This window comes from Chitinophagaceae bacterium, assembly GCA_016713085.1.
GTDB lineage: Bacteria > Bacteroidota > Bacteroidia > Chitinophagales > Chitinophagaceae > Lacibacter.
Map to the genome: position 1 here is coordinate 739006 of JADJPV010000002.1, position 24647 is coordinate 763652.

At 40.2% G+C, this 24647-nt stretch carries 20 protein-coding genes; all 20 read left to right on the top strand.

Annotated features, from left to right (window positions below):
- Nucleotides 1-145: 145 nt before the first annotated feature.
- Nucleotides 146-3070 carry an FAD-binding protein gene (locus IPK31_16095; GenBank protein ID MBK8089330.1) on the top strand — a complete coding sequence of 975 codons (2925 nt, stop codon included), beginning with the start codon at nucleotides 146-148 and terminating at the stop codon, nucleotides 3068-3070.
- Between the two features lie 364 nt (nucleotides 3071-3434).
- A complete protein-coding gene (locus IPK31_16100) occupies nucleotides 3435-6827 on the top strand; it encodes a TonB-dependent receptor (protein ID MBK8089331.1) in 3393 nt (1130 codons plus the stop codon).
- Between the two features lie 18 nt (nucleotides 6828-6845).
- Nucleotides 6846-8954: a RagB/SusD family nutrient uptake outer membrane protein gene (locus IPK31_16105; protein MBK8089332.1), complete on the top strand. Its 2109-nt coding sequence runs from the start codon at nucleotides 6846-6848 to the stop codon at nucleotides 8952-8954.
- A gap of 94 nt (nucleotides 8955-9048) precedes the next feature.
- The gene (locus IPK31_16110; protein ID MBK8089333.1) at nucleotides 9049-12105 is read left to right on the top strand and encodes a beta-glycosidase; all 3057 of its coding nucleotides are present in this window, start codon (nucleotides 9049-9051) and stop codon (nucleotides 12103-12105) included.
- A gap of 178 nt (nucleotides 12106-12283) precedes the next feature.
- Complete coding sequence (pepE, locus tag IPK31_16115) at nucleotides 12284-13009, top strand: dipeptidase PepE (GenBank protein MBK8089334.1); 726 nt, start codon at nucleotides 12284-12286, stop codon at nucleotides 13007-13009.
- A 464-nt stretch (nucleotides 13010-13473) separates the two neighbouring features.
- Nucleotides 13474-14601: a hypothetical protein gene (locus IPK31_16120; GenBank protein MBK8089335.1), complete on the top strand. Its 1128-nt coding sequence runs from the start codon at nucleotides 13474-13476 to the stop codon at nucleotides 14599-14601.
- A 316-nt stretch (nucleotides 14602-14917) separates the two neighbouring features.
- Nucleotides 14918-15451, top strand: coding sequence for an OsmC family protein (locus IPK31_16125; GenBank protein ID MBK8089336.1), 534 nt, complete (start codon nucleotides 14918-14920; stop codon nucleotides 15449-15451).
- Nucleotides 15451-16266, top strand: coding sequence for a class I SAM-dependent methyltransferase (locus tag IPK31_16130; GenBank protein MBK8089337.1), 816 nt, complete (start codon nucleotides 15451-15453; stop codon nucleotides 16264-16266). Before IPK31_16125 ends, IPK31_16130 begins: the two co-directional genes overlap by 1 nt.
- Nucleotides 16267-16445: 179 nt before the next feature.
- A complete protein-coding gene (locus IPK31_16135) occupies nucleotides 16446-17486 on the top strand; it encodes a beta-lactamase family protein (GenBank protein ID MBK8089338.1) in 1041 nt (346 codons plus the stop codon).
- Nucleotides 17487-17551: 65 nt separating this feature from the next.
- Nucleotides 17552-18160, top strand: a complete 609-nt coding sequence (locus IPK31_16140) for a hypothetical protein (protein MBK8089339.1) — start codon at nucleotides 17552-17554, stop codon at nucleotides 18158-18160.
- A gap of 192 nt (nucleotides 18161-18352) precedes the next feature.
- A complete protein-coding gene (locus IPK31_16145) occupies nucleotides 18353-18796 on the top strand; it encodes a DUF1801 domain-containing protein (GenBank protein ID MBK8089340.1) in 444 nt (147 codons plus the stop codon).
- Nucleotides 18759-19619, top strand: a complete 861-nt coding sequence (locus tag IPK31_16150; protein ID MBK8089341.1) for a DinB family protein — start codon at nucleotides 18759-18761, stop codon at nucleotides 19617-19619. Before IPK31_16145 ends, IPK31_16150 begins: the two co-directional genes overlap by 38 nt.
- Before the next feature lie 177 nt (nucleotides 19620-19796).
- The gene (locus tag IPK31_16155) at nucleotides 19797-20222 is read left to right on the top strand and encodes an FKBP-type peptidyl-prolyl cis-trans isomerase (GenBank protein MBK8089342.1); all 426 of its coding nucleotides are present in this window, start codon (nucleotides 19797-19799) and stop codon (nucleotides 20220-20222) included.
- Between the two features lie 145 nt (nucleotides 20223-20367).
- Complete coding sequence (locus tag IPK31_16160; GenBank protein MBK8089343.1) at nucleotides 20368-21036, top strand: DUF1080 domain-containing protein; 669 nt, start codon at nucleotides 20368-20370, stop codon at nucleotides 21034-21036.
- A gap of 161 nt (nucleotides 21037-21197) precedes the next feature.
- On the top strand, nucleotides 21198-21605 hold the full coding sequence (locus IPK31_16165; protein MBK8089344.1) for a hypothetical protein: 408 nt from the start codon (nucleotides 21198-21200) through the stop codon (nucleotides 21603-21605).
- A 191-nt stretch (nucleotides 21606-21796) separates the two neighbouring features.
- Complete coding sequence (locus IPK31_16170) at nucleotides 21797-22957, top strand: hypothetical protein (protein ID MBK8089345.1); 1161 nt, start codon at nucleotides 21797-21799, stop codon at nucleotides 22955-22957.
- Nucleotides 22958-23002: 45 nt separating this feature from the next.
- Nucleotides 23003-23647 (top strand): zinc-dependent peptidase, encoded by a 645-nt coding sequence (locus IPK31_16175; protein ID MBK8089346.1) that lies wholly within the window; start codon nucleotides 23003-23005, stop codon nucleotides 23645-23647.
- 11 nt (nucleotides 23648-23658) lie between these two features.
- The gene (locus tag IPK31_16180; protein MBK8089347.1) at nucleotides 23659-23868 is read left to right on the top strand and encodes a zinc-dependent peptidase; all 210 of its coding nucleotides are present in this window, start codon (nucleotides 23659-23661) and stop codon (nucleotides 23866-23868) included.
- 53 nt (nucleotides 23869-23921) lie between these two features.
- Nucleotides 23922-24287, top strand: coding sequence for a glyoxalase (locus tag IPK31_16185; GenBank protein ID MBK8089348.1), 366 nt, complete (start codon nucleotides 23922-23924; stop codon nucleotides 24285-24287).
- 39 nt (nucleotides 24288-24326) lie between these two features.
- Nucleotides 24327-24566, top strand: coding sequence for a DUF1059 domain-containing protein (locus tag IPK31_16190; GenBank protein MBK8089349.1), 240 nt, complete (start codon nucleotides 24327-24329; stop codon nucleotides 24564-24566).
- The last annotated feature ends 81 nt before the right edge of the window (nucleotides 24567-24647 follow it).

The window sequence follows — 24647 nt, forward strand, 5'->3', positions numbered from 1 at the left end:
CTGATAAGTATGGCATACCTATCAGCCTGTCAAAGTTTTTAATTCAATAATAATAAACTGTTGCTCACTAATAAGCATTTTCCCCAAATCTGTTTATTCATGATCGAAAGCAAGTAAATTTGAATGCCCGTTAATGAACGATAATATGGAAAAGAGATTAGAGCAATTAAATAAGGATTTCGGGGGACTGCTTTTTTATGATCATACTGCCATTCACCAGGCACAGTTAATGGCCTATTCAACCGATGCATCGGTGTACCAGGAAAAACCACTGGCTGTTGCTATCCCATCAACTGTTGCTGATATACAAACACTGATCCGATTCGCTAATGAAAATAAAGTAACACTCATACCAAGAGCAGCGGGCACTTCTCTTGCAGGACAGGTTGTAGGAAACGGAATAGTGGTTGACATCTCTAAATACTTTACACAGATTCTTGAAGTAAATACTAAAGAGAAATGGGTACGAGTACAGCCCGGTGTTATCAGGGATGATCTCAATTATCATTTAAAACAATACGGGTTGATGTTTGGTCCGGAAACATCTACTGCCAATAGAGCTATGATTGGTGGTATGCTTGGTAATAATTCCTGCGGACTGCACAGTATTATATGGGGATCGGTAAGAGATCATATACAGGAAGTAACCGCTTTGCTAAGTGATGGATCAGAAGTGATCATCAAAGCAGAAGAACTTCAACCGCATCAGCATGCATCAACACTCAAAGAAACAATCGATCACAATCTGTATACATTATTAGCTGATGAAACCAATCAGCAGCTCATCAAAACAAATTTCCCCAAAGCATCTGTCAGCAGAAGAAATACCGGTTATGCATTAGATAACCTGCTTGCAATGCATCCATTTAATCAAGAAGGGGAAACATTCAATCTGTGTAAACTCATTGCAGGATCAGAAGGTACACTTGCTTTTGTTACTGAAATAAAAGTGGGACTGCTTGATCTGCCGCCAAAAGAAATTGCAGTAGTATGTATTCACTGCAACTCCATCATTGAATCACTGAAAGCAAATATTGCAGCACTGAAACATAAGCCCATGGCAGGTGAACTGGTGGATAAATACATCATGGACTTTACCATCCATCACCCTGAATACAGTAAGAACCGTTTCTTTATTGAAGGCGATCCTGCTGCTCTACTCATGGTTGAATTTATGGATGATGATGCAACAGTGGTTAAACAAAAAGCAGAACAGTTAATAATATCGTTGAAGAATGAAGGATTGGGTTATGCTTATCCTGTTTTATACAATGAACAAACGAAGTATGCATGGGAAGTACGGAAGGCAGGACTTGGTTTACTGCGTAATCTCAAAGGCAATGCACAACCCGTTAATTTAATTGAAGACTGTGCAGTAAGCACCGATGAGTTACCTGATTATATTGCCGATCTGCAACAGGTGCTCATCAAACATAATGTGAATGCATCGTACTATGCGCATGCAGGAGCGGGGGAGCTGCATGTTGAACCGATGATCAATTTAAAATCGGCAGAAGGATTAAAAACATTCCGTAACATTCTTGCAGATACAGTTGAATTGGTAAAGAAATACAAAGGTTCTCTGTCTGGTGAACATGGTGATGGACGTTTACGTGGTGAATATATTTCAAGTGTAGTTGGTAAAGAAACCTATCAGTTATTTCAGCAGGTAAAACAGATCTTCGATCCCAATAATATTTTCAATGCAGGAAAGATCACCGCAACACCTGCAATGGATACACATTTACGTGTACAGCAAAAGCCCGTAACAAGAAACATCAAGACTTCATTTGATTTCTCTAATGACGGAGGCATCTTAAGTCTTGCAGAGAAATGCTCGGGCTCCGGCGATTGCAGGAAGATGCCCATCAGTGGTGGAGTAATGTGCCCCAGTTATATGGCAACACGACTGGAAAAAGATACCACGAGGGCAAGAGCCAATCTCCTGCGCCAGTTTTTAAGTAATGAAGTGGATGAGCAGCCATTCAATCATAAAGAGATCAAAGAGATCATGGATCTCTGTTTAAGTTGTAAGGGATGTAAAACAGAATGTCCATCAGGTGTTGATGTGGCAAAGATGAAAGCAGAGTTCTTACAGCAGTATTATACTAAGAACGGAGTTCCGTTCAGAGCCAATTTGATTGCCAATTTCAGCAAACAGATGAAGCTTGTATCAATCGCACCATGGGCCTTTAACTGGTTTTATGGAGTAGAGTTCTTCCGTAGAACAGCCAACCGACTGGTTGGTTTTCATCCTGATCGTACAATGCCAAAGCTGAGCAATCAAACATTACTCAGCTGGTATAAAAAACATAAACCTGCTGCATCATCCAACAAACCTGTTTATTTATTCTGTGATGAGTTCACCAATTACAATGATGTGGAGATTGGAAAGAAAACAATTTTATTATTAGAAGCATTGGGATATGAAGTAATTATTCCAACGCATGTGGAAAGCGGACGGACTTATTTATCAAAAGGATTGGTGAACAAAGCAGCTGTACTCATCAATGAAAATATTCAGTTGCTGAGTGCAGTGGTTACAACACAAACACCACTCATAGGTATTGAACCATCGGCTATTCTTACCTACAGGGATGAAGCAGTTGATCTTGCAACTGAAGCAAACAAACAAAAAGCAGCAGCACTTGCAACTTCCTGTTTTACCATTGAAGAGTTTATTGCCAGTGAAGCAAAGGCAGGGTTGATCGATCATCATGTATTTACAACTGAAACAAAAAGTCTGCTCATTCACGGGCACTGTTACCAGAAGTCATTGAGTTTGCAATCCTTTACGCAGGCATGTATGGATATTCCTGTCAACTATAAAGCAAAACTCATTCCTTCCGGTTGCTGTGGCATGGCAGGAGGTTTTGGTTATGAAGAAGAACATTATGCCATTTCCCAACAGGTAGGAGAGTTAGTGCTGTTTCCTGCTGTGCGTGCTAAAGCTGTTGATGAAGTTATTGTTGCAGCAGGTACATCCTGCAGACATCAGATTAAAGATGGAACTAAAGTAAAGGCATTGCATCCGGTGGAAGTGCTGTATGAGGCGTTGGTAAAGAAGTAAGCTATTTTTGCATTCCATGCTCATGTTGGCATCCCTGCCAACGTGCAGATAACAATACCGATGTTGTTTTATATATCATTTTACAATCTTTTCTCTCATCAATTTTAACAGCAAGCCTGATATTGTTTCCATTGTTTTTTAATGTCGGGAACGATTGCGTACAGCAGCGGGAACGTTTGCGTAGATAAATCAGTATGCATATCAAGTGCCCGTTTCTATTTTGTCTAATTTTATTTAACGATTTGTAAACAGTTCATCAATAAAAAAAATCACGCAGATATAATACAGCCTCAATTGTTTTATTTCACAAACTAATTACTGCCTCTGTTTTTTAACCTTTAAACCTTAAACTATAATGATTGCTATGCCAAGAGTATCGTCTCCCGGACGGTACACAAGTTTACTATGTCTATTCACAAGAGGAATCCCTCTTAAAACAGCCGTTTTTTTCTTTTCCTTTCTTTTACTCTGTTCAATACAGACTACTGCATTTGCAAATCCTGTACCTGCCGGAGAAGTGATTACAGGAAAAATTACCGGCGGAGCCGGTGAACCTGTTGCAGGCGCAACAATTACAGAAAAAGGAACAAAGAACAGTGTGGTTACAAAAAATGACGGAAGCTTTTCCATTGAAGTTTCCGGCAAACTTGCTGTGCTGGTTGTAACGCATGTTGGTTTTGTAACTAAAGAAGTAGCTCTGAATGGTCAGTCTGCAGTATCAGTTGAACTTGAAACTACAAACACAAGCTTAGGAGAAGTGGTGGTTATAGGATATGGTACCACTAAACGAAAAGATTTAACAGGTGCTGTTGCCTCCATCTCCGGTAAGCAGATTGCTGCTGTACCGGTGGCAAATGCTGCACAGGCATTACAGGGAAAACTCCCCGGTGTAAATGTTGTTACACAGGACGGAAGACCTGGTGCAAGTATTTCAATCCGTGTAAGAGGTGGTGGTTCTGTTTCTCAAAGTAATGAACCATTATTTATTGTTGACGGTTTTCCCGTAGGCTCTATTTCAGATATTCCTCCAAGCCAGATTGAAAGTATTGATGTGTTGAAAGATGCATCTTCTACTGCTATTTATGGTGCAAGAGGTGCAAATGGAGTAATCATGGTTACAACCAAAAACGGAAAGATTGGAAAGTTAACGATCCGCTACGATAACTACCTTCAGTTTAACGAGCCAACCAAGTATCTCGAAACAATGAACGCTTATAATTATATTGATTATAACTGGCGTTATGCAAAAGCAATCAGCGATGGTTATGCCAATGCATGGGGAATGCTCTGGGGGATTGGTGCTTATTCAGCTACTTATAATAATCCTGATGGAATTGATCACTACAAGTCAGTGAATGCACTGAATTATTCAAAACAGGCGTACACCGGTTCATTTTCACACAATCATAATGTCAGTATTTCAAATGGCACCAATAAAACAAAATATATTTTGTCCATGAGTTATACCGATGATGACGGGATGAAGATCAACTCATGGTTTAAACGTGCAAATGCTGCCTTCAAATTAGATCAGAAAATATCCGATAAACTTGGTATTACTTTCGATACACGTTTTACTGATATTCAACGGATGGGTAACGAAGGAACAACAAACGGTAAAGGTTCCATTCTTTCAAGTGCTTACCAGTTCCGCCCCATTGTTACTGCTGATGTAAAAGGTGAACTGAATGATTCAAAGAATACGCAGTTGGGTTTATATGATTATGTATTGCAGGACCAGTACAACCCGATTTCAGTGATGTCTGATAACTTACCATTATCAAAAGAGCGTTCACTCCGTTCAAATGTGGCTCTCGACTGGACAATCATCAAAGGATTGACTTACAGATCTGAACTTGGGGTTACACAGTACTGGAATAAAAATAAAACATGGTCTGGTGCTATTGCCAACAACTATCTTGATGCGGCAGGAAATAAAACCTTTGCAGGAAATGCCGGCATTTCTTCTGCTGAAGGATGGGGATTACGCTGGGCAAATATTTTAAATTATAAAACAAGATTGTTCAACGATAACCACCAGTTGAATGCAACTTTAGGACAGGAACTGAGTAACTCAGCTTCTGAAGGATACAGCATTTCAGGAAGCAGGTATCCCGTTTCATTTACACCTGATCGTGCATTTGCTATGATGAATCAATACCTGCAAAGCACAACCGTTTATTATTCTCTTGGTTCAAGTGCAGGAACACCGGGCAGAATGCTTTCTTATTTTGGCCGTGTGAATTATTCACTGATGGACAAGTATTTGTTTACAGCTACTTTCCGTGCTGATGGTTCTTCCCGTTTTGCACCAGGAAACAGGTATGGATATTTTCCTGCAGCCGCAGTTGCATGGCGCATGAGCGATGAAAATTTCCTGAAAGATGTTAAATGGCTTGACAACCTGAAACTAAGAGCTTCTTATGGTGAAGTAGGGAATGATGGTATCAGTGCAACTCTCTGGAAACCTATCTGGAATTCGGATGGTTTAAGACAATTCTCCATTAACGAAACGCAGCAGAGTTCTTATTCTCCTGCTTCAACACTTGCCAATCCAAACCTGATATGGGAAACAACCATTACAAGGAATGTTGGTTTTGATTTCTCTGTGTTAAATGCAAGGTTAAATGGTACAGTTGAACTGTACAAAAACTCAACAAAGGATTTGCTGATGCTTACTTCAATTGATGCAAGCCTTGGTTATTCAGGTATGTATGATAATATTGGAAGTACAAGCAACCGTGGTATTGAAGTTTCATTAAACGGAGATATCATCCGCAAAAATGATTTTAATTTAAACGCAAACTTTAATATCAACTTCAACAAGGGCCGTGTTGATGAACTGGCACCGGGTGTAAATGGTTTGTATAAAACCCAGTGGGGTTCAACCATGACCCAGCCCGGCACAGGTGATTATATTTTACAGGTAGGAAAACCTGTTGGACAGGTTAGAGGTTATACTTATGAAGGATGGTATTCAGTTGATGATTTTAATTATGCAGGAGGCATCTATACATTAAAACCAGGTGTTGCTGATATTGCTTCAGGAATCATTGGTACTGTTTATGGAACTACCGCTAACAAACCCGGCAGTCAAACAGCCTATCCCGGTGTAATTAAATTTAAAGATCTGAATAAGGATGGTGTAATTAACGAAAGTGATGTTAGTGTAATTGGTGATATGAATCCTAAACATACGGGTGGCTTTGGTTTGAGTGGAAATTATAAAGGATTTGACTTTGCATTGAACTGTAACTGGAGTTATGGAAACAAAATTTACAATGCCAACTACCTCGCTGCCTTTTACGGAAGCAAGGAAGATGGTTTGTATAAAAACCGTTTCAACTACTTGTCCACTTCCTACAGGATTCATGATATTGTAAACGGACAGCTTGTAACTGTAACGGATCCCGCAGCATTGAAAGCACTGAATGCAAATGCAACAACATTCCTGGCATATCATGAAAATCCCGTTGTTTCTACGTTGGGCGTGCAGAATGGTTCTTATCTCCGTTTGAATACAGTAACTATTGGTTACAGTTTACCAACAGGCCTGCTGAGTAAAGCACATATTGCCAGACTCAGAGTGTTCGGTTCAATTTATAATGCGTTAACATTGACCAATTATCCGGGTCTTGATCCGGAAGTAAATGCAAACACAAGCCAGGGAGGAGCACAATACCCAACAACAGGACTTGACTGGGGAGCTTATCCACGTGCACGTTCATTCACTTTTGGTGTAAACGTAGAATTCTAATCAATCAAAACTATTCAAATGAAAAAATATATTCTTTACAGCATCATACTGGGAACAGTCATACTTTTCTCAGCATCCTGCAAGAAATTTCTTGATGTACAGTCGATGTCATCTGTTGACCAGGACTTTGTATTCTCTGATCCAAGCGAAGCCTACAAAGTAATGGCAGGTAACTATGAAATATGGCGTGGCTCCGGCAACGGTCTTTTTTATGATTTGGATGTGGTAGGCTCAGATGCAGAAACGCATCCCGAAGGTTATGCCGCACAAACACGTCATATCCCTGAAGGTTTGTATGCAACTGAAATAACTATTAACTATACCAATTCAGTTGATACCTACAAGAATATGTACAGCATTATTAACCGCTCTAATATCATGATGGCAGCCATTGAAGAAAAAGATGATTATAAGAGTGCAGTTGCTGCTAATAAAATCAACAGCTGGACACAGCTTTATGGTGAAGCAGCCGTTTTCCGTGCCTTTGCTTACTTTAACCTGGTGCGTTATTTTGGTGATGTACCTTACCGTATCAAAGCAGTTTCTGTTAGTAATATATCAGATACATCTAAGTTAACTTCCCGTGATGTGATTTATGATGGAGAAATCGCCAATTTAATCAAGGTTGAACCTTTCATGAACCGTATTGGAGAAGGTGGTATTAATGCAGAACGTTTCTCCCGCACGTTTGCACAGGGGCTTATTGGCAAGATGGCATTGTTTGCAGGTGGATACGGTTTGCGCCGCACTGATTTTGATTATGGTACTGCAACATTTACACAGATCGGTACAGAAAAATGGAGTGCTAAATATGTACGCAGAACTGATTATAAGAAGTATTATGAAATTGCTAAAACATACCTGAAAGCCTGTGTTGATGCACCGGGTTCAGTGATACTTATTACAACTGATTCACGTGGAGCCGCTTTCAATAATCCATTCCAGATGAACTTCCAGTACAATATGAACCTGGTGGTTAGTCCTGAATCATTATTTGAAGTAGGTGAAACACAGGGTCAGTTTTCTGAAAGGCCTTATGCATTTGGCCGTCCTTCAGGTGGTGGTGGTTCAAACGCTTATCCATGTAAGAGTTACGGGCAAAGCCGTATGCATCCTTCCTTCTATTATGGTGATTATGATCCGAAAGATTTAAGAAGAGATGTTACCACTGCAGTAACTGCCAATTCAGGTGCCTGTTCAGAAAAGATTATTACGTTTGCTCCCGGTTCAAGAGATGCCGGCGGATTGACCAATAATAAATGGGATGAAAGCAGGATGGCAAAACCATGGACTGCAAGCCAGCGTCAATCAGGAGTTAACTGGCCTCAGATGCGTATGGCTGATGTTATTTTAATGCTCGCAGAAGTGTATGCCGAACTGGGCGATGAAGGATCTGCAAAAACAGAATTCAGAAAAGTAAGAGCCCGTGCATTTGCAGCTGCTGATCAAACAACAATGGTTACAAACTACCTCGGTACATTATCAGGTGATGCATTGAAAGAAGCCATTCTCCAGGAACGTAAATTAGAATTTGCAGGAGAAGGCTTCCGCCGTTATGATTTGATCAGAACAGGTAAAATGCCAGAAAAAATAAAAGCACTCCGTGATCTGCAGATTGCAATGATTGCAGGATTAAAAGCAAACGGTTATTATACATTCGCTAATGGTAATCAAATTTCAAGATTCATTTATGTAAAAGCAGTGAACATGTCTGATTTTGGAATCAGTAAAATGCTTACTACACAATGTAATGTTACCGAAGCTGATGCAACCCATCCTGTTAACTTCCCCGGCTGGAGAGGTAACTGTGATTTGTGGAGCAGTGCCAATGCAACATTTATACCTACCACAGGTGCAAGGAATCTTGCCATTAAAGGTTTGTTCCGTTATATTGATCCGGCAGGTGCAGAAGCAACCGCATTAGTAGCGGCCGGCTATGTAAAAACAAAGTGGGCCGATAATATTGTTGCCAACGAAAGTCAGTATTCAACAGATGTTTTCAAAGGTTATACGGATGGATATTATGCAGCAGGTGTTCCGCCACGTTACCTGTTACCGTTAAGCTCAGAAACCATTTCAAAATCATTTGGAAAGATTACAAATGGATATGGATTCGCACAGCAATAAGCAGTTTATATAAGTATGAAGAATGGATGTCCCCTGTAAGGACATCCATTCTTTTTTGTGAGAGTTTATGTTTAAACATTATTTAATTCAATACATGCAAAAGATTATCTCCTCCCTGGCCGCTTTGTTTTTTTTAGTGCAATTCAGTATCACCGTTCATGCACAGAGCGGCAGAACCATTACTGACTTATCAACCAAAAACTGGAAATTAGTAATGGATCCTTCTGCAACATGGGTACAGGATATTCTTTATACGCCACCTGTTGATATAACGAAAGTTCCTGTTCATCAACCTGCGGGAGGATGGAAGTTTTTAAAAGAAGCAAAAGGAATCAATGTACAGTTACCTGCAACAGTGGAACAGTATTACTGGGGTAAGAATGGAAGCACAACCGGAGTAAACGGGAATTATCTTGGTGTGTCATGGTTTGTAACAAATATCAATGTACCTGCAACAGCAAAAGGTAAAAGAGTTGCTCTCCATTTTGAAGCAGTACGTTTCAGAGCAGAGGTTTTTGTCAATGAAAAACTCGTTGGTTATGATGCAGTAAACAGTACTCCCTTTGAACTTGATATTACAGAAGCTGTACGTTACGGTGCAGCCAACCAGGTAGCTGTAAGAATCACTGATCCCAATGGTAATTTCGACTGGCGTGATTCACAAAACTTTATGTGGGGCAACTATCGAACAAATCCAACACATGGGTTTGGCGGTATAACCGGTAAAGTGAAACTGGTAATGACTGATAAGGTTTATACAAGCGATGTATTTATCAAGAATAAACCAGCAATGAAGGAAGTGGATGTAGAACTAAGCATCACAAACACCAATCAACAAAGCAGCAATTGTAATCTGCAACTGCAGGTTCGTGAAGCTGCGCCCAATGGTAAAATTGTATTTTCCAAAAACTATACAGTAACAGATGTGAAGCCCGGTGTAACAACACAAACATTCAGCATTGCTGTTGAAGGTGCTAAATTATGGAGTGTGGATTCTCCCAATCTGTATCGGCTTACTGCAGTGTGGAAAGGAAAGGATGGTAGTGCTGATGTATATACTCAGCGTTTTGGTTTCCGTTGGTTTGAAGTAAGAAATGTAGAAGGCGATAAGCAATTTTATCTAAATGGCAAACGCATAGTATTACTCACTTCTATCTCATGGGGCTTCTGGCCCGATAATGGAATTGCTCCATCAGATGCACTGGCGAGAAAACAAATTGAAGCAGCCAAGAAGCTTGGATTGAACATGCTCAACTTTCACCGTACGATCGGACAACAGAATGTACTGGACTATGCGGATGAATTAGGCTTACTGTATTTTGAAGAGCCGGGAGGAAATCAATACCCGGCAAATATGTTTAACCCAACTGATTCGTTAGGAAAAGTACAGGCCGATTTTTATTTCGCTGTACGCAATGAAAAACTGTTCCGCATGATCAGGCGTGACCGTAACCATCCATCATTGGTTATTTACAATATGCACAATGAACGGGGAGCAGAACCGCAGCAACAGGACAGGGACCAGATGATTGCTGCACACCGGCTTGATGAAACAAGAATCCTTACCTACAATTCTTCCAATGGTGCCATTAAGCAGGGACCTGATGCAAGATTTAAACTGCACCTGTTTCCTTATGATTTTACCTTCTATGATTATGGCTGGTTCGATCAGCATCATGCAGGCGGCCCCGGTGTGTATCATGATAACCTCTACCGCAATCCAAAAGATTATTTACGTTACAGCGATAAGAAAGATGAAATTATTTATTACGGTGAAGAAGGAGCGATCGGTACTCCGCCACGTCTTGAATTAATCCGCAATGAAATCATCAAAACAGGAAAAACAACAGGATGGGAAGCTGCTGATTATCTGAAATGGTATGATGCATACAACAACTTTCTGCAAACACATCCTGCATTTCATAAAGCATTTCCTACTGTTGATCAGTTAACCCGTTCCATGGGAAATGTGGCCTACTATTACCAGGGCCGTACCATTGAAAATATCCGCATCAATAATACCATTGATGGATATGCCATTAACGGATGGGAGAGTATGAAGCTGGAAAATCATTCAGGCGTGGTAGATAATTACCGTAACCTGAAAGGCGACCCTGCATTGATTGCCCGTTACACTGTTCCGCTTTATGTGGCAGTAAAGCTCAACCGTAAAGTACTGGCAACAGGCGATACATCCATTGCTGATTTTTATATCGTAAACACCGTGAACTTGAAAGGCAACTATGAATTACAGGTTAAGGTTGTGGATGATCATCAGCAAGTGAGTTTTTCAAAAACGATACCTGTCACCGTTAGCGGCGGTACTGTTTACGGTGAACTGCTTCATGCAGGTTTACCCATTGCTGTAAGCACTGCAGGTTATACAACAGTAGAAGCACAGTTAGTACAAAACGGCAAGACTGTTACAAAAGGGGATGATCAGATCTTTGCTGTTGCACATGATGCAGCTGGTATACCAACGGAAGGAATGTTTGCTGATACAAGCGGCATATTGAAATCATTCTTTAAATCAGAAGCACTTACCGCTAAAGAATATAAATCAGGAAGACCTGAAGGAAAGTATTTAGTGATTGGAGCATTCCAGCCACAGCAAACAGGTAACCAGTTAGTCACTGATATTCTTGAATGGGTGAATGAAGGCAATACATTAATCGTTGTACAGAATACCGATGCGTGGGCCGCACATCTTGCACAGAAAGAAGTGCTGGACTACAGGGGAACAAAAGAACTGCGGACAACCTGGTATGGTGGTAATTTCTTTTCCAAAGAACATGCGTTGCTGAATGGTTTACCACAGGCATCTGTATTTAACTGGGAGTATCAATGTTTTGCCACTTACAATAAAAGCAGGCGAGGGCTTCGACTGTTCAATGGTGAAACCGTTGTTGCCTGTGTAGCCGATCATGCAAAAGAAGTGTACAGCGCATTGAGTGTTGTACCGCATGGCCGTGGTAAGATTATCATCTGTACACTCGATATCTTTTCATGCCTCGCAGAAGGAATGCAAAAAGAAAGGGCAGAGGGTGATGGTGAAAATGCAGCGATGAATACCATCAATGCTTCATCCAGAAACAGGGCCAATATGGTTGGCAGGCAACTGTTGCTGAATATGCTGAAGTTTTCGAAATAGAGTGAGCAGAATAAAACCTCCGGGGTTTTACTGCTGCTCTGTTCATTTTATAAAACCTTGTTGAAAACCCCGGAGGTTTGTTACCCGGTCAGACCACGAGGCGTGGGCCGACCTTGACATCCCAACAAATCATTCAATACCTTTACCCCATTCATTATTAGTTCAATCAAATCAATTCATGTCTTTCAACCGTATTCTTGTATTCAGCAGTTCAAGAGCAGGGAATGGCGCATACCTTGAAACAGCCTTGCCCATCATCCATACATTTCTGGGCGATAAAGAACAAACCATTGCCTTTGTTCCCTTTGCATCGGTAGACAATGACTATGATGCTTATACCAACATGGTTAAAACAGCCATGCAGGGTTTGCCATATACAATAGAAACAGTAACCCCTGCCAATGCAAAACAAATCATTGACAAAGCAACAGTTATCATGGTAGGAGGTGGCAACACCTTTAAACTGCTGCATGATATTTATGAACTGAAACTGCTCGATCTCATCCGTGATAAAGTAAACAAGGGCGCTGCCTATATCGGCTGGAGTGCAGGATCGAATATTACAGGCCCCACCATCGGCACTACCAATGATATGCCCATCATTGAACCCAAGACCCTCAATGCACTCGGCATCTTGCCCTTCCAGATCAACCCGCATTATATCAATACAAAACCTGAAGGACATAACGGTGAAACCCGTGATCAGCGGTTGATAGAATTCAGCAAGCTCAATTATGGTGTGCCCATTGTTGCCTTACCTGAAGGAACTGCTTTGAAATTAGAGAATGATGTATTGCTGTACATTGGTGAACAGCCCGGAGTCTTATTTACATCGGGCGAAGAAGAACAGCAGGTGCTGAAAAAAGAAATCATGGATCAGGATGATCTTTCGTTTTTGATGTGAGGGATGCAAACCGGTCGGCCCGCCTTAGCGGTCTGCCCGATTTGTTCAGCAGCATCGTCTTGTTATCCTCCGTCGGCCCGGGGTCTGGCTTCCGACCCCGGGAGTTAGAACTTATTTTGAACTTATCACCTAAACAGGCTGATGATAAAAAAACTGCTGCAGTTGTTGAAATCCCGGGGTCGGCATTGGCATCATTTATGGGTTTATTTTTTTTATAGCCAGACCCCCAGGGCGACTGAATGACTTGCGTAAATGTTTCGCAGGATCACCTGTTGCCATTTAATTCTTTTCTACTGATGACTGTCATGCTGTACATTTTTGAGTGTTACATCTTATAGCATAAATTAGAGTGTTGTACGCAATACTATGTACGCATATCTGAAAACACTCTCGGGCTGAAGTTTGCCGAACCTCACTATTCCGACTGTATTGTTTCACCTGTTAAACATCAAAGGAGGTAAACAATGAAAACATTTTTTAAAACATCACTTGTACTGGTTTTTGCCTTTTTTTCCCAGTTTGCAATGGCGCAAAAAGGGTCTTCCATCGTCATTCACGATAACACAAGTCAAACAAATGGAGGGGAAAATGCCACATCGAATCTCCGGAAGGAAATAGCATCCGCATTAAACCGTGAAAAACCCTGTGTGGATCTTATGGACGATCAGGATATCCGGAATATGCTGGAGAGTGAACGGGAAAAGAACTTACTGGAAGGCGGTGATCCGCAGCAGGTATTAACCGATATCGCCAACCTGATGGGAGCCAGTTATGCCATGAGCGTTTCTGCAATGCCCGGACCCGGAGGAAGCACTTCTTACACGGTTTTTGTAATGGATCCGCAAACGGGAAATACCATTGCCCGGCAAACGGGATCAGATCCCAAACAAATGGCAGATAATATCGTGAGGCAGATGGGTTCCAGTCTTCCGGATGACTGCAAACCGCATTGGGTGGGGGAAGTGAAATATGAGTTTTCCTCGAATGAAACAAAAGTAACCAACGATGCCGGGGCAATGCATGCCAGCACAAGAAATACCAAACGAACAAGTACCGTAACTTACTCTGCCCAAAACAGCATTGTTGCTACGCTATTACCTCCTAAACCAGGCAGCACTATTTCTGCCGGTAAATCGATAGCAAGAGTGTGGATGAGATCGAAAATCATTTCTGAAAAGAAACAGGAAACGGTTGGTGAAGTTTATTGCCGACTGAAAGGTGAAAATCCTACCTGGAAGGGTTACAACTTACAGTATTCCGAAACCATAACGCAACTGGGCGGAGGATCAGACAATCTTCCTGTCTATATTTCGCTTGACAGTGATGGTAACTATAAAATTGTTGTAAACACACCAGGCGGAACCCTTTTGAGCAAAATTGAGACAAACAGGTCGGAATCAAGCTGTGGCCCGGTAAATCCCCCCAGCAAGGAGGCGGTAAGTATGCCTGAACAAAAAATGGATGCATCAGGTTTTGATGTTACTGGAAAAACCGATTCAAAAAACCGGGATACGTTAGCAGGCTCTAAAACTATGCCTGATGGAAAAACAAAAATTACCTGGAACCTGAAGCTGGTGAAACCAAAAAAGTAAACAGCATCACTATCATTTGACAATACTGAGATTGCAAAATCCTGAGCCGTTTAGTTCCTTCATAATCCGATAGCTATTGGATGTAGCGGAGCATTTGAAATACAATTGTTCGGTATTAGCTTTATATTAGCAACAGCAATACTGTTTCCACAATTAATCAGATAACTATCAGATCGGGCAGGTTTAACTGTTACAGGTAACCTGTTTTGCTACGGAACAGCCCCGCCAGTCAGAGGAGGGAATACTTATTCCGCAGTTTTGCAAAGCCTGTACATCGACAGCACTTTACAGACATATTCAAGCTTTAAAAAATTGTATGATAAAAGAGACAGAAAAAATTAAGAACGCTTTAGAAAGATGCAAAAAAGCATTTACCCTGAAACCAGCGATGGGAAGGGATACGGCCGTTTCTAAAGTACGCATGGTAAACGGGCTAAGCTGCGAAGTAAGTGAAGGCAACTGGAAGTTTTCTGTTGATATGCCCGAAGGAATTGGCGGCAGCAATACTGCTCCCACACCCGGCGTATATGGAAGGGCGGCACTGGGTTCCTGTCTTGCCATTGGCTATATGATGAAAGCTGCAGAATTAAACATCCCTGTTAAAAATTTAGAAGTAGAAGTACAGGCTGATTTTGACGATGGTGCTTTATTAGGTACCGCAGATAAGACGATTCCTCCGGGTTATCTTGAAGTGCGTTATACCATAACGATTGAAAGTGATGCACCGGAAGAAAAAATTATGCAGATGCTGGATGACGGTGATGTACACAGCCCTTACCTGGATGTATTTTCAAGAGCGCAAAAATGTGTAAGAAAAATAAATATTGTATCCGCTAAAATTAATAACTGATGGAACCAGCCCTGCAAAGACGAGTACAGCGATATGGATGGGATAAAGCTGCCGCACATTACGAAAATACCTGGCAGGAGCAACTGAAATCTGCGCATGACTGTCTGTTTGATTTTGCCAGCATTCAGGAAGGGCAAAAAATTATTGATATTGCCTGTGGTACAGGGCTTGCCAGTTTTCGGGCAGCAGAGGCAACAGGCAGTAAAGGGTTTGTGCTGGGTACTGATATTTCAGACAAGATGATTGAGATTGCTGATAACACAGCGAAAGAAAACGGCATCAGCAATGCCAGGTTTGAACGGATGGATGCGGAAGAGTTAAAAGTGAATGATGAAGAATTTGATGTGGCAATTTGTGCACTCGGGTTAATGTATGCGCCGGGTCCTGTAAATGCGTTGAAAGAAATGTACCGTGTTTTGAAAAAAGGAGGGGTATGTATTGCAGCTGTTTGGGGAAAGAGAGGTCATTGTGGCTGGGCAGATATATTTGAAATTGTTGACAAACGGGTGTCGTCGGAAGTGGGCTCGATTTTCTTCAATTTAGGGAATGAGAGTGTGCTTGAAAAGAGCTTTGAATTGGCAGGGTTTTCAAAAGGCAAAGTCAAAAGAATCCAATCTTCTCTTAACTATGACTCAGCTGAAGCTGCATGTGCTGCTGCATTTGAAGGAGGGCCGGTTGCATTGGCGTATTTTAAATTCCCTGAAAATGTACAAAAAGAAGTTTGCGAAGAATATCTTGTTTCTATTGAAAAATATAAAACAGGGAAAGGCTATTCTATTCCCGGAGAATTTATAATATGCCTTGGAATAAAGTAATCGTCTGTGGTAAGTGTTCCGAAGCATTACCCCATGCTGTTTATTTTTTCGCAGATTGGCAAGGGTCACGCTTGTGCCAATAAAGGATGCGCTGTTGCGGAACACCTGCTCCATTGAAAAATTCACAGCAACACAGATTTAGTAAATTCGATTTTCATTCATAAAACAATTCTTCTGCAATGAATAAATTATTGCTTTGTCTTTTTCTGCCCTCTCTCTTATTTGCACAGACTGACAGTACTGATATCATCGTGAGGCAAATGATGGAGAAGCAAAAAATTATTGGGCTTTCACTGGCTGTCATAAAGAACGGACAGCCTCTTGTAAACAAAGGTTACGGACTGGCCAATGCAGAACTGAAAGTGCCGGTAAGTTCCGAAACGGTGATCAGACTTGGTTCTGTGAGTAAGCAGTTTTTTACAACAGCCATTATGAAATTAATGGAAGAAGGAAAACTGAGTATTGATGATTCGGTACATAAATTCTTCCCAGATGCACCGGAAATATGGCGGCCGATAACAATCAAAAACCTGATGTCTCACACATCGGGCTTGCAGAGAGAAGGGCCTGCCTATAACAATTTTAAAATTCAACCCGATATAAACATTATTAAGTCTGCATACAGTTTACCACTGGTTTTTAAAACCGGGGAAAAATACCAGTATTGTAATTTGGCTTATTTCATGCTGGCAGAAATCATCAAACAGGTAAGCGGCATGCCCTGGCAGGATTATATTCGTGATAAATTATTTTTACCGGCAGGAATGAATAACAGTTATCTCACAGACTTTTATGTCATCATTCCCAACCGGGCCGATGGGTATATGCATAGGCATGATACCCTGATTAACGCCACAGCCATGTATGCCATACGACCCAGCGGTGGATTTCTTTCTACTTCTTCAGATATGATTAAATGGGAGAGGGCGATCAGTGAGAAAAAGATGATTCTTACAAAAGACCATTGGGAACAACTGTGGCAACCGTTTATTAAAACTTCAGATAAAGCAGAGTCAAAGGAATATTATGGTTTTGGCTGGGCAATCGATGAATACAAGGGACATCAGTTAATTGTTCACACAGGTTCTAATATCGGGTTTCGGTCTGTATATACACGTTTTGTGAATGACGGACTTTCCATTATCATTCTTACGAATACAGATGAAGCAAATCCGCGGGCCATAGCAAACGCTCTTGCAGATTATTATTTCAGGAAATAAGTAGTTTATTAGAGTATGGCAGAAGCGAAACGCTTGCGGCAAAAAACGGAATAAAATAAATAACAATGAAGATTCTGATTTTTATACTAATATGGGTTGTCTTCGTTTTTGTTGAATATTTCCTTTTACCATATTTTGTTCAACCTGTTTCCTGGTTATTGGTATGCTTCGTTTTACTAATTCTGTTAATAAGGCAAATAATAAAAGCATTTAAAGAACGGAAAAACTTAAGAACAAACCGAATAGTACATCTTTCAACTGCAGTAATCCTGTTTTTTCTAACTTTTTATAATTTCAATAAAATACCAAACTTAATTATTGAAAAAGTTGATTGGACAATTTCTTATAATAAACGCAGTGAAATAGTAAATAAAGTTTTAGAAGAAGAATTGAAACCTAATAAAGATATGAATAACGGAATTTGTGAACTTCCGTTCGATTATCCAATTATTTCAAATGGAGGAAATGATATTTGGATTGATGAAAATAAGAACGATAACACAAAGACTATTAAATTTTGGATTTCAAGGGGATTTTTTGATTCACCACAAACCTATTTCATATTCACCAATGACAATGAAGCAAAGAAATATTACCAAGAACTGGTTAGAACAAAACCTGAATATAATTGGCAATTAGAGGGAAATTGGTATCGAATAATGGAAAGAGATTAATTCCCTCGGGGCAGGCCTCTGTTCTAACGAGCCGGAAATGGATATGTAAGTTTGTTTCCTGTGCCAGGAACCAAGACGAAGAGATTAGAATAATTCAATAACATTATACAACTTTTAATATGTGGGCACCAGTAAATAAATAACAGGGGTAAATACAATGGAAGGCACAAACAATAAATTGACATAAAAAGTATGGCAGTTAAAAACAAAACAACGGAAACGGAAGTTGACGTAAAAGATTTCATCAACTCATGGGTTGACAACGAACAAAAGAAGGCCGACAGTTTTCAACTGATTGAACTGATGTTAAAATGGTCAGGGTTTAAACCCAAAATGTGGGGGCCAACAATTATTGGATTTGGCAGCTATCACTACAAGTATGCCAGTGGTCATGAAGGTGATGCACCCATTATTGGTTTTTCACCACGTAAAGCGGAATTTTCCCTGTATGTGTTCTCACCAACAGAAGAGAATAAACACCTGTTAAATGACCTGGGAAAATTTAAAATGGGGAAAGCCTGTATTTATGTAAAGAAACTGAACGACATCAATATTTCGGCCCTGGAAAAGCTATGTAAAACATCGATTGCTTATGTTAATGAGTATCACGAATGTGTCTGTAGAGAAAATAAATGATAAACAGTTGCCGGTGCCGGTAAAGGCACAAAGCCTCCGGTTGGTGCAAGCGTATCACTTGTGCCTTCCAATAGGAATAACTGATATCATTCATAAAGCACAAGCTGGGCGCTTGCGCTATAAAGGGACCCGCTGTTTTGGAATACCAGCGCAAGTAAATTGTTCATTCACTAATAAAACATTTTTTAACCATTTACCGATGACTATTATTAAACGGATATTCATTGCTGGTTCTGTTTCATTGATACTGCTTTTTTTGCAGCCGGCATACAGCCAATCTGGAAAACCCTGGACAGAAGCAGATCGACAATACCTTGTAGAAAATCTTGAACGAACTAAACTGGCGATTATAAAGGAGACTCAAAATCTGACCATACAGCAATGGTCATTTAAACAGGATTCTTCCAACTGGTCAATTGCACAAGTTCTTGAACATCTCGGATTGTACGAAAGGATTTTTGCACAGGAAGCTGACATCATGCTGAGTACAGCTCCAGACCCAACGTTAAACAGTTTTTCAAAACCTGACAGCTTATATCTAAACTGGATGAGTGATCCGAGTCCTCACAAGGCGGAATGGAATGCGGAACCACTTGGATTCATGAAAGGTGACGACAATCTGCGGTTTTTTCTTTTTGGAAGAGATCACCTGATAAGTTTTATCGGGAATACAACTTACGACCTGAACTCACATTTTACATTTCGTTGGGGTGAGGAGAAGCGAAGAAGTATTCATGCTTTAATGGTAGTGCATTTTGGTCATACTGATCGACATTTGAAACAGATACTACGCATAAAAAGCGAAAAGGGTTATCCCAAATAATCGATAGATCTGCGCACAACATGAATTGTGTAAGAACCAGGCAGCTTATTCCCCGCTTATGCCCTGCAACAGGAATAACTGATATCATTCATAAAGCACAAGCGGGACGCTTGTGCTATAAAGGCAGTAATACAAAATGACAAATACAGGTTCTCTTAAACTGACAAAACAAAGAAAATGCGCTATTTATTAATTCTATTCAGTTCATATATTTTTATATGTTGCTCTGGTCAAAACAGACTGACAGCAAAAAAATCAGACAAAGGTTACATAACCACGGGAACGGGGCTTAAATATAAAATTCTGAAAAATGGCAGTGGCCAAAAAGCAAAAGCCGGGCAGGAAGTTTTGATTCGTGAAACAACTTCGTATTTAAACGGCACAGTTTTATACTCAAATGAAAATTCGGGTACACCTGTGAAAGTATTAATTGGTGGAAACCAGGCAACGAACGCTGTTGACGAAGGACTGAGGGGAATGCAAGAAGGAGAAATACGCCAATTGATTGCACCGCCCAATTTAGTGAGGCGTAAATCATATCCGTCAAATGTGTCACCTGACTCATCATTGACGATAAAAATAATCTTACATAAGATTTTATAATACACAAAATCGAAAGGGCAAAATTAGTTTTACATTAGCAGCAGTAATACTCTTTCACGGCTGAAGCGGAAAAGGTTTAACTGTTACAGGAAACCCGCTGTTGCGGAACAGCTGCGCCAGCGATGTTGCCGAAATACTTAATATTATGAATTATATATACCGGTTATTTGTTTTCATTTTTCTGATCTGTCCATTTCTTACCAAGGCTCAATCAACAGGAAAACTTTTTAACGGCAAGAATCTAAATGGCTGGTATGCCTATGAACCGGGCTCGGGGAAACATGCAAATGCTTCGGAAGTCTTTAAGGTTGATCAGCAGATGATTCGTTTATATGGAGTTAAGGCAGGTTACCTGATGAGTGAGCAATCGTTTCAGACTTTTCAGTTAACTCTTGAGTTTAGATGGAATACTGATTCAACATTTACCAGGAAATCGAACAGTAAAAATAGCGGTGTCATGTACCTGGTTCCTTCAACTACTTCTGATACATTATGGCCAAAGGGTATTCAGTTTCAGATCAAAGAAGGAGCTACCGGAGATTTTGTTTTGCTGCAGGATGTTACTCTGCAAATCAATGGAAAAACAACCGTGCCGGGCAGAAGTGTGGTAGCGGCCCGTTTTGAAGATGCAGCAAAACCTGTTGGTGAATGGAATACGATTATTATTACATCAGTAAATGGCAGAGTGAAACAGGAACTGAATGGAAAATTAGTGAATGAAGGAACTGAAGCTTCTGTTTCAGAAGGACGGATCTTATTGCAGTATGAAGGCTATCCAATAGATTTCAGAAAAGTTGTGATTAAGAAATTATAAGTGATTTATCTGTATCAGTAAGGTTTCTGAGGATCACCTGATGCTGTTTAATTCTAATAATTAAAATTCAAACCCGCAAAAGTGACGTAAACATCCGGGATGTACTGTAAATGCAAAATGATTGTCTTTTCTTTGCATCATCTTTTTAAGTTTTTCGGTCAATGCGTGAACTTTCAATCATTGCTTATTTTTTCATTTTCTTACAGGGATCAATGATCCCGGTTCCTTTTGCGCTTTTATTAGTTGCAGGGTTACGGAGTATTGAGCCCTTAACCGGTGTGTTTATTGTAATGGCAGATATTGCCCTGCTTACGCTGCTGTTTATAGCAGTGTTCAAAAGATCAAAAACAAGGCTCATTATTGAAGCTGCTGCCTTTTTGATTTTATTACTGCCGCTGCTGCGAATCATTTATTCATTCCCTTTAAGCATGTTTAATAACGTTTGGTTTTTGTTTCCGTTTGCATGTTTTGTTATTCTTTATCCATGGTCGGTGGTAAGGTCGTACAGGAAATACAAAAGCAGGATTGCTGAAGAAAATCTTCGGAAAGAAAGCCAGGCAGATGAATAATTTTTTTACAGGAGCCTATACCAAACAATCAATTGTTAATTGCTGTTGATCATTGCTCAGTATAACGGGCCAGGCTTATATTTACGGTAAATCAATAACAAACAAAATTGGTTAATTGGCAGCTATGCAGGCAACAGCAAGAAATAGCGGCTCACTGTCAGTTGTTATCAACAAGGCAAAAAATGTGTTCAATGAGGTGCAAAATTTCTTTGATTCTTTTCTTCTTTATTTCTTTGCTGCATCAGGAACTGTACGGACAGGATTCTTCTGTTTTGGTTACCTGCGAAAGAGTGAATGAGTCTGACACGCTATGGCTCACGGCCATTTTAAAGCAGGGCTCAAAGCCGGGGTCCTTAATGGTTGTGGCAACAGATGAGAATACAAACCTTGCTGATACATTGTATTATCCTCTTGTAGAATATAAGAATGAATTTGAACTGATTGTACCCGGTAGTTTTGAAAACAGCACATTGATCATTAAAGGATATTATTATCCGGCCATTTTCCAGATCAGGGGTATATTAAACAGCAAAATGATTTCGGAGAATATGCTGGTGTTTTTATTTGCCCGGAACAATACCATTTACAATAAGATTGTAAATATTAATACAGAGAAAGGCTTTGCATTGCCGAAGCTTGTGTTTGAAAATAAGGCGAGCCTGTTTTTTAATTTTGTAAATACGAAACGGAAAGTAAAACCTGATATCAGCATTTCACAGTTTCCGGAAGCAAAGGACTTTACTGATTCTGTTTTCTATGCCCGGTTTGATTTTTCTTCACATTTATTGACAGGTATGAAGTATGATTCCTTAAAAAGAGAAGGTAAGCTGCCTGCAAATGCAGTTGCAGTTGAGGGTAAAGGAAAAGAACTGCAGCAGATCATTGTAACGGGCACAAGAAAAACCAAAGCGGAGAAATACAAAGAGCAATACACAACATCTGCATTCCAGGATATTATGGAAAAGGAATATGATTGCCTCAGCAATGATGATATTCTTTCTTACCCTGATTGTTTAACTTACCTTATAAGCAGGGTGCCTGGTTTGCAAAAAGGAACAGATCGGGACGGACAAACAGCATTATTGTGGCGTAGAGAACAGATCAGGGCATATTATATTGATGAAATGGAAGTGGATATTCAGCAGATTGAATCGCTGGATGTAGGCAGTATTGCACTCATTAAACTTCTTCCCAACATTTGTATGGGCAGGCCGTACCGGCAATACCAGCGGCGGAGTTATTGCCATTTATACGAGGAAGGGAGAATTTATAAGACAGGGAACGAACTACAGCAATTGGATTTTTTCAGTAAGGGGTTACACGCCGGCCGATTATATTCTTTTTTCAAATAGCAAATAGCTTGGTTGTTTTGTTTGATTTTAATCTGCTAAAACCCAATGCGGCAGATATCTGGCCGGAATTACCTGATGCCGTTTGATATTCCGGAGCACCTTCGCCGGAAGAAGTTTTATCTTCATCTTATTATGGTATTAGTTTTTCAAATATTATTTATCCTGGGGTTGATTATTTTAATCATTCTGCTTGTTTTCAGAATCAGCAGGCCAAAGGTTATCAGTCAGCTGCCGGAGAATTACAAAGAGCTATTGAATGATTATGTAAAATTTTACCGGCAACTTGAAGATGCAGCAAAAGAAGAATTTGAAAAACGGGCAGATCATTTTTTATCGGCTGTAAAAATAACCGGGGTAAATGCTGTTGTCGAAGATCTCGACCGGCTCTTAATTGCAGCGGGTGCAATTATACCGGTGTACGCTGTTCCCGACTGGCAATATATTAACCTGCATGAAGTGTTGTTATACCCCGGTGCATTTAATTCAGAATTTGATCAGCACGGATCAGACAGGAATATTGCAGGCATGGTGGGTACGGGCGCCATGCAGCATGTAATGATCATTACCAAATGGCAGTTAAGACAGGGATTCATTAATCACAATGATGCGAACAATACTGCTATACACGAGTTTGTACACCTGGTAGATAAAATGGATGGAACAAGGATGGTGTTCCTGAAATTATTTTAGAAAGAAAGTACATGGAGCAATGGCGGAATATGATGGAGGCAACCATTCTGCAAATGAAAACTTACGGATCAGACATTGATATGTACGGAGCAACGAATACTGCAGAATTCTTTGCAGTAATTTCAGAATACTTTTTTGAGCAGCCGGAGGCATTACAATCGAATCATCCTGAGTTGTTTCAAATGCTTGAACGGATTTATAGAACCGGAAATAATGGTTGATACAGGAATAGGAGATTATTGCGTAAATTTAGCTGAACAAATAATCAACCGGTATGAAGCAAAAAGCTTTATCCTTAAGGCCATTCATTGGTGCAAAGGACTTTGCAGTTTCCAGAAGTTTTTACAAAGACCTGGGTTTTGAGGAAAGTGTTTTAGCCAATAATTTTTCTGTTTTCAAAAAGGAGGGTCTTGCATTTTATTTACAGGATGCTTATGTTAAAGACTGGATTGATAATACCATGCTGTTTATGGAAGTGGAAGATGTTGATGCCTACTGGAATGAGCTGTTGTCGTTAAATCTTCCTGCTAAATATGAGCATGTAAAACTTGTTCCGGTTCGTACACTTGACTGGGGTAAGGAATGTTTTTTGCATGATCCTTCGGGCATTCTCTGGCATATTGGAGAATTTGCCAAGTAAAGAAGTCATCATTTTTATCAAATCAATAAATTTTTCGAAATGAAAACAATGACCTGTAAACAATTAGGTGGAGCATGCAGCCAGGCCTTTCATGCAAGCAGTTTTGAAGAAATTGCAAACATGAGTAAAAAACATGGTATGGAAATGTTTCAAATTGGGGATAAGGATCATCTTGAAGCAATGAATGAAATGAAGGAACTCATGCAAACACCGGATGCAATGAAGGTTTGGTTTGAAACAAAAAGAAAAGAATTTAATGCCCTGCCTGAGGATGTATGAACGTTTGGATATAAATTCCTGATCAGTATAGCATCCTGTAATTGAATATTGCTTTATAACATAAAGCCATGTGCATCACAA